Origin of the sequence: Pseudoalteromonas sp. SR45-5, assembly GCF_014163565.1 — a bacterium.
GTDB classification, from domain to species: domain Bacteria; phylum Pseudomonadota; class Gammaproteobacteria; order Enterobacterales; family Alteromonadaceae; genus Pseudoalteromonas; species Pseudoalteromonas distincta.
In genome coordinates, this window is sequence record NZ_JACJDN010000149.1 from 1 (window position 1) to 7,463 (window position 7,463).

The 7,463-nt window shown below is 40.0% G+C and carries 5 protein-coding genes; 4 read left to right on the top strand and 1 reads right to left on the bottom strand.

All coding sequences use genetic code 11. The features are described 5' to 3' along the window. Positions 1-263 precede the first annotated feature (263 nt). Both H5072_RS07755 and H5072_RS07760 read left to right on the top strand, forming a co-directional pair. Positions 264-1,577 (top strand): adenylosuccinate synthase, encoded by a 1,314-nt coding sequence (locus H5072_RS07755; protein ID WP_024597266.1) that lies wholly within the window; start codon positions 264-266, stop codon positions 1,575-1,577. Between the two features lie 111 nt (positions 1,578-1,688). Continuing rightward, complete coding sequence (locus H5072_RS07760) at positions 1,689-2,327, top strand: tetratricopeptide repeat protein (protein ID WP_039489024.1); 639 nt, start codon at positions 1,689-1,691, stop codon at positions 2,325-2,327. Between the two features lie 69 nt (positions 2,328-2,396). On the opposite strand, the gene H5072_RS07765 is transcribed toward H5072_RS07760, so the two are convergent. Further along, positions 2,397-4,244: a sodium:proton antiporter gene (locus H5072_RS07765; RefSeq protein WP_002957877.1), complete on the bottom strand. Its 1,848-nt coding sequence runs from the start codon at positions 4,242-4,244 to the stop codon at positions 2,397-2,399. A gap of 869 nt (positions 4,245-5,113) precedes the next feature. Here H5072_RS07765 and proB point away from each other — a divergent pair. After that, on the top strand, positions 5,114-6,220 hold the full coding sequence (gene proB / locus H5072_RS07770; RefSeq protein ID WP_002957876.1) for a glutamate 5-kinase: 1,107 nt from the start codon (positions 5,114-5,116) through the stop codon (positions 6,218-6,220). Then, positions 6,217-7,463, top strand: a 1,247-nt coding sequence (locus H5072_RS07775) for a glutamate-5-semialdehyde dehydrogenase (RefSeq protein ID WP_182693179.1), incomplete at its 3' end; no start/stop codon positions are given. The genes proB and H5072_RS07775, both read left to right, overlap by 4 nt.

Consider the following 7,463-nt stretch of genomic DNA (forward strand, 5'->3'; position numbering starts at 1 on the left):
ACCAGATAGCGACTTCTTCCAATATATGAAAGGCGCTAAAGCTCAATAGACTTTACGTTAATTATTTAAAAGTTAAAAAGCCTCGCATTTGCGGGGCTTTTTGTTAAATACAAATTAGTGCGTTAAATCACTGTTATTTATGTGGTTATTGGTCAATATTTGGATATAACAATTGCCCGCAGAAAAAATAAGCTGAACAGGGGTGATCTTTACTTTAGTTTTCTGGTAAAATCTCGTCCTAATTTTCTCTAAGTGAATTTACGATGGGTAAAAACGTTGTTGTATTAGGCACCCAATGGGGTGACGAAGGAAAGGGTAAGGTAGTTGATCTCCTTACAGACAAAGCATCTTTAGTAGTTCGTTATCAAGGTGGCCACAATGCGGGTCATACTTTAGTTATCGAAGGTGAAAAGACGGTTCTACACCTTATTCCATCGGGTGTATTACGTGACAATGTTAAATGTGTGATTGGTAATGGTGTAGTTTTATCACCAGAAGCGCTAATGAGAGAAATTGGCATGCTTGAAGAGCGCGGCGTACCAGTACGCGAGCGTCTTTTAATAAGTGAAGCATGTCCGCTAATCTTGCCTTTCCATGTTGCATTAGATGTAGCCCGCGAAACAGCTCGTGGCGATAAGCCTATTGGTACAACTGGCCGTGGAATCGGTCCTGCGTACGAGGATAAAGTAGCACGTCGTGGTTTACGCGTAGGCGATTTATTTAATCCTGAAGTATTTGCAGCTAAATTAAAAGAAGTGCTTGAGTACCACAACTTCACTTTAGTTAACTACTACAAAGTAGATGCTGTAGATTTCCAAAAAACGTTTGATGATGCAATGGCTGTTGCTGATATCTTAAAAGCAATGGTTGTAGATGTAACTGAGCTTTTAGATCAAACGCGTTTAGCAGGCGAAAACATTTTATTTGAAGGTGCACAAGGTACGTTACTTGATATAGATCACGGTACTTACCCTTATGTAACATCTTCAAACACTACCGCTGGTGGCGTTGCGACTGGTGCAGGTTTTGGTCCATTAAACCTTGATTACGTTTTAGGTATTATTAAAGCGTACACGACACGTGTTGGTTCAGGTCCTTTCCCTACAGAGCTTTACGACGGTCTTGATAAACAAGATCCAGTTGGTAAGCACCTAGGTGATAAAGGCCATGAGTTTGGCGCTACAACAGGTCGACTTCGTCGTACTGGTTGGTTAGATGCAGTGGCTATGCGCCGTGCAGTTCAAATCAACAGTATTTCAGGTTTTTGTTTAACTAAGCTTGATGTTTTAGATGGCTTAGAAACACTTAAAATCTGTACTGGTTACAAGCTTGAAGATGGCACAGTTACTAACGTAACACCATTAGCGGCTGAAGGTTACGATAAAGTAACACCAGTATACGAAGAGATGCCAGGTTGGTCAGAAAACACTGTTGGTGTAACTAGTCTTGACGGTTTACCAAAAGCTGCGATTGACTACATCAAACGTATTGAAGAAATTACGGGTGTTCCAATTGATATTATTTCTACAGGTCCTGACCGTGTAGAAACTATGGTGCTTCGCAATCCGTTTGCGTAATTACCATTAGATTAAAAAAAGCTGCTTCGTGCAGCTTTTTTTGTGTCTAAAATTCACCTTGGAACGATCTTTGTATATTATTTAATAAGTTTATTTATATAAGTGGTGAATATGCGTTTATTTAATCGTAATTGCGTACTAAGGCTTTCGTTAATACCGCTGTCTTTATTTATTGCAACCAACAGCTTAGCTACAGAAAGCCCTGCTGCTGTGCCGCTGTATACAGAATCAGAGCTAATTGCGTTAATAAATAAAAATACGCATTTAGCGCGCGTAAAGGCAGATGATTGCCAGTTGGTGCAAGATATAGAAGCACGAGCCAATAAAATGGCATTGCCGTCTTATCAATTTTTATACGGCGATATGCTGGCTTATAACGTGTGCGTTGATCGCAATGTAGAGTTAGGTGTGTATTACATGCGAAAAGCAGCTGAGCAAGGCTTAGCGGCAGCGCTAGAGCAATTGGGACGATACTACGACACTGGTCGCTTAGTTCAGCAAGATAAAGCAATGGCAATTACGTATTTGCGTGAAGCCTCGTCGCAAGGCAATTTAAAAGCACAGCTACGTTTAGTTAAATTATTTAATGATGGTTATGGCAGCCCGCGTGATTTTGAAGATGCCTATCGTTGGCTATTCAATTCTATGGTGGCAGATAAAGCGACTCATAGAAAAATTGAGCGAGCGCTGACTAAGTTAGCGCAAAAAATGCCAGATAGTGTGGTTGCTCGAGCCCGCCTTCCTATTTAATGGCTGTTAAAAACAAAACCCTAACTTTTTAAGTTAGGGTTTTTTAGTTTTTACAGTTTGTAAAAGTATTTAACTGTCTTCTTTAGCCTTTGTTTGCGGGTCTTTTAAAACTGACATTTTAGGCGGCTGTAAAGCAACAACGCGTTCGCCTTCTTGCGGCGGTTTTTCCATGTTGATTGTAAACGGTCTTAGCTTAATTGGTGTATCGTCATCACTGTCTTTATCACCTTTGAGAATAAATAAAGGGATAGCCTCAGGGTTCATTTCTAAGTATTGTTCCCAGCTAAACTCATCCGAGATACGTGTTGAACTAACCTTACCGCCTTTAGCTATAATACTGCTTAAACGTGCATACGAGCCTTCGTCTCCAAACAGTATTTGTCTAGATAAAAACGTTGCGCTGTCTTTATTTGCTTTTGCATGCGACGTTGATGAGCGTAGCGAAAATACATTTTTCTCATTAAGTAAATGCGAAAAGTATTGAACACCTAACGCATTATGATGACGATTTGGCGATAATGCTAATACACTACGAATCGTTGTTAGAGGTAAGTAGCGTTCAGCATGCTCTGATTGCGGGTTACCATAATAACAAGCTAAACCATCCATACGTGCCATTCTGCAGTTTTCCCATGCAGGATCTGACAGGTGAACCGGAATGTTTTGCTCTTGTAAGCCTCGGCCGATTGCACGCGATACATGGTTTGCACCAATAATTAATATTGTATTAGGCGATGGCTGGCGTACACCTAATAGCTTGGCGACAGGAATGGCGGTTAAGCTCTGTAGTACAACGGTAATTATAATTACTGTAAATATAAGAGGTACCATTTTTTCAGCATCCGCAACACCAGACTCCATCATGCTAAGCGCAAATACCGACCCAACGGCTGCGGCGACTATACCGCGTGGAGCTATCCAGGCAAGTACCAAACGAGACTTCATTGGTAAGTCAGTACCAAAGGTCGAAATAGCAATACACAGTGGCCGAGCAACAAAAAGCACGATAGCTAAAAATATAAATACATCGCTGTCGAGCATCATTAAATCAGAGAGCTGTAAGCGTGCTGCAAGTAAAATAAACAGCGTTGATATTAATATCATCGACAAGTCTTCTTTGAACTCAAGTACAGAATCTATTTCTAAATCGTCTTGGTTAGCAAGCCAAATACCAAATACAGTCACTGCTAATAGGCCTGATTCATGGCTTAAATAGTTTGATACAGAAAAACTAATGAGTACTAATGCCAATATACCAAACTTATGTAATTCAAATGGTAGCCACTCGCGGCGCATTAATAGTGTTGTTAACCAACCAGCAGCAACACCAATACTTAATCCAACACCTAGGGTTTTAACTAAAGCAATAATAGTGTGGCTAAATACTTCGCCTTGGCCTACCAGCATTACGGCTTCAAATACTAATACAGCGAATAATGCGCCGATCGGGTCTATTACAATACCTTCCCATCGAAGTATGCGGTCAATGTCTTGTGTTGGGCGCATTGAGTTTAATAGCGGTGCTATAACAGTAGGGCCTGTTACAACTAGCACTGCACCTAATACCGCAGCTACACGCCAATTAAGTTCAAGCAACCAATAGGCGCTGAGGCTAATAATAATACAGGTAGTAAGCATGCCGATGGAGCAAAGGTTTCTTACAACTTTTCCGATTCCTTTTAGCTCTCTGAAATGCAGAGTTAAGGATCCTTCAAATAAAATGATGGCAACACTTAGTGATACAACTGGAAACAGTAAATCACCTAACAATGCATCAGGGTCTAAAACACCACTAAATGGCCCAAGTAAAAGACCAGTAAGCAATAAGAAAAGAATAGCGGGCACTCTAAAAGCCCACGCGACCCATTGGGCAAGCACAGAGCAAAGTGCGATACCGGCTATGTAAATTGCTGACATAGATTAAGAATTCCTTATTTATGACGGTTTGTTTAGAAAGTATAACTTTTGTTAATTATTAATACAGGGGTATACACGGGAAATTCAAATATTACTAATCAATTTTAGCTGCTTATAGAAGATTAGTAGGCTTAAATTATTTTGCGCGTGTTAAGCCGCCTTATTTTAGGCTGTATTAATTGTTTAATTGGTTGAATTTTAATAACAATCTAACACCACAAACGAGGAGGAATTAGCTTCGCTCGAATTTTAACCTTGATTTTTAAGGGGTATTTAGTGTAATATGCTTCCTGTTCTAATAATTAGTTATCTAATGAAGTTTATTGGAAGTAAAAGTGGTTTGTTAATCTTAACGTCATTTTTAATCTTTATAATCATGCATTAGTGGTGTTACTAGTATTCGAACACTACATAATTTCATTTGCCGAACTCTTGGTATGGTTTTGCTAAACAAGTTTATTTAATTATTTAAGTAAATAAAGGTTTGAGTTGAACTATTACTTTCAATGTTTAACCCCCATCGTGGCGGTTAAATCTCGGTCCTTTGGTCTTCACCCTATCTGTTGGTGTATCAGACTTTAGAGGCTCTATGTATGTTGTTAATAAAAAAGCCACACACAGCTTTTTACAGCGATGCATAAACAACACTTTTAAATTTTTTGATTAGTGCTGCTCGATATTATTGGGTTGTTGCTACTTTATACTTAACCTTAAATCTAAGCTTATTGTTTTAGATATGGTTTTCGCGTGTGTGTAAAAAAGTGTTGCCTAAATGAAAGACAAATTCGAAGCTATGTTTTAAACCTAGCTACTTAGTTTTAGCTCGTCTAATTAAGGTGAGCGCAGATAAAATGGAAAGTTGAGCATTTATGCAAAAGTTAAATTGGCGACGTATCGTACTTAAAGTAGGTAGTGCATTAATTGCACCAGATCAAGATGGCTGCCGTTCGCGTTACATATTAACCATCGCACAGTTCATTGTTCGTTGTCGTGCCCGTGGAATCGAGGTGATTTTAGTATCATCGGGTTCTGTAGCTGCTGGCGCGCATTTATTCCCATCAGACAAACCACGCTCTGTGGTAATGAAAAAAGCAATGGCGGCAGCAGGTCAAACAGAAATGATTGCCATGTGGGACCGCTTTTTTGACTTTCCATCTGCGCAGCTATTATTAACGCACGGCGATTTACGTGACCGCGAGCGTTACCAGAGCATCCGTGAAACCGTGTTCACTTTACTTGAACATGGTGTACTTCCTATCATTAATGAAAACGATGCCGTAACCACCGACGATTTACGAGTAGGTGACAACGATAACTTATCAGCAATGGTCGCAGCAGCTGCCGATGCCGATGCTTTATTAATATTCTCAGACGTTGATGGGCTATATGATAAAAACCCTAACTTACATGATGATGCGGTGTTACTGCCTGAAATAAAATCAATTGATGAATCTATTTATGCTATGGCAGGATGTGCTACAAGTGCGGTAGGTACTGGTGGTATGAAAACTAAAATAGAAGCGGCAGAAAAAGCAACGTCACATGGTATAGCGACTTATATTATAAATGGCTTTAAAGAAGAAACATTTACAAAACTGCTAGCTGGAGAAAACCCAGGTAGTGTATTTTTACCGTACGAAAAACCGATGCAGGACTCTATTCATTGGATGACACATACAGCAAATGAGCAAGGTGAAGTTGTTGTTGATGGATCATTTGATGAATCTCTTGAAGGTGAAAGTGGATGTATTCGTGGTGACGAAATTATGGAAGTTCACGGTGAATTTGCCGTGGGTGATACCATTTTAGTACGTAGTGAAGACGGTACGCGTTTAGCTAAAGCGACCGCAAATTATAGTAGCTGTTTGTTAAACTTTATTGCAGACAACGAACAGAGTGAATTCAGCGAAAAAATGCAGGATTCAATTGGACCAGTTATATCTGAAAAACATATCGCATTATTGGAGAAGTCATGAGTTTAATTACGGACATTTCACGTCAGGCAGCTAAAGCTGCACATACACTTGCTTTACTCGATACCGAGACTAAAAACCAAGTTTTAGTTGAAATGGCAGCGGCACTAAGAGGGCAAAAAGCATTTATAATAAAAGAAAATGAAAGTGATTTAAGCGCAGCACGCGACAATAATTTAGCAGCCTCAATGATCGACCGCTTAACGTTAAACGATGAGCGTATTGAAGCAATGGCAGAAGGTATTGAAGTAATCGTAAGCCTTGATGATCCTGTTGGTCAGCTGCGTGATATTACTGAGCGCCCAAATGGTATTAAAATTCGCAAAATGCGAGTACCTCTTGGTGTTGTATGTATGATTTACGAAGCACGCCCGAATGTGACAGCAGACGCTGGTGCATTATGTTTTAAATCAGGTAATGGCGTAATTTTACGTGGCGGCAAAGAAGCACTTAGAAGTTCACAAGCTATCGCAAGTGTAATGCACCGCGTACTTGAGAAGCACAACTTACCGGTATCACTTATTTCAGTGATTCCAGATCCAGACCGTGCGCTGTTAATGGAACTGATGCAGCAACGCGAAAGCATTGATTTAATCATTCCACGCGGCGGCGAGGGTTTAATTAACTTTGTTACTGAAAACAGTACGATCCCAGTAATTCAGCATTACAAAGGCGTTTGTCATCTATATGTAGATAAAGATGCCGACCTAGAAATTGCGCTTAACTTACTGCTTAACGGTAAAACCCAGCGTACCGGTGTTTGTAATGCACTAGAAGGTTTAGTTGTGCATCAAGATGTGGCAGATGAGTTTTTAAATTTGTGTGCAGTTGTATTACGCCAAGAAGGTGTAAAAATAAATGCTGACAGCTTTGCAGCTAAATACTTTGATAACGCAACAGTCCTAGCTGATAACGAATTTGGTGAAGAATATCTAGACCTAGAAATCGCTATTCGCGTTGTACCAAACTTTACGGCAGCGGTTGAACACATTGCACAGTTTGGATCAAACCATACAGAAGTAATTTGTACTAAAAATGAAGCTGCTGCAGAGTTATTCCAACGTAGTGTTGATGCTTCTGTAGTAATGGTTAACGCATCGTCTCGTTTTTCTGATGGCTCACAATTGGGCCTAGGTGCAGAGATTGGAATAGCTACTTCCAAGCTACATGCATACGGTCCTATGGGCCTCGAATCACTAACGACCGAAAAGTATTTAGTTAATGGAGTTGGCCAAGTTCGCGAGTA

Coding starts and splice junctions, on each gene's coding strand:
- H5072_RS07755 (WP_024597266.1), top strand. CDS start 264: ATGGGTAAAAACGTTGTTGTATTAGGCACCCAATGGGGTGACGAAGGA.
- H5072_RS07760 (WP_039489024.1), top strand. CDS start 1,689: ATGCGTTTATTTAATCGTAATTGCGTACTAAGGCTTTCGTTAATACCG.
- H5072_RS07765 (WP_002957877.1), bottom strand. CDS start 4,244: ATGTCAGCAATTTACATAGCCGGTATCGCACTTTGCTCTGTGCTTGCC.
- proB (WP_002957876.1), top strand. CDS start 5,114: ATGCAAAAGTTAAATTGGCGACGTATCGTACTTAAAGTAGGTAGTGCA.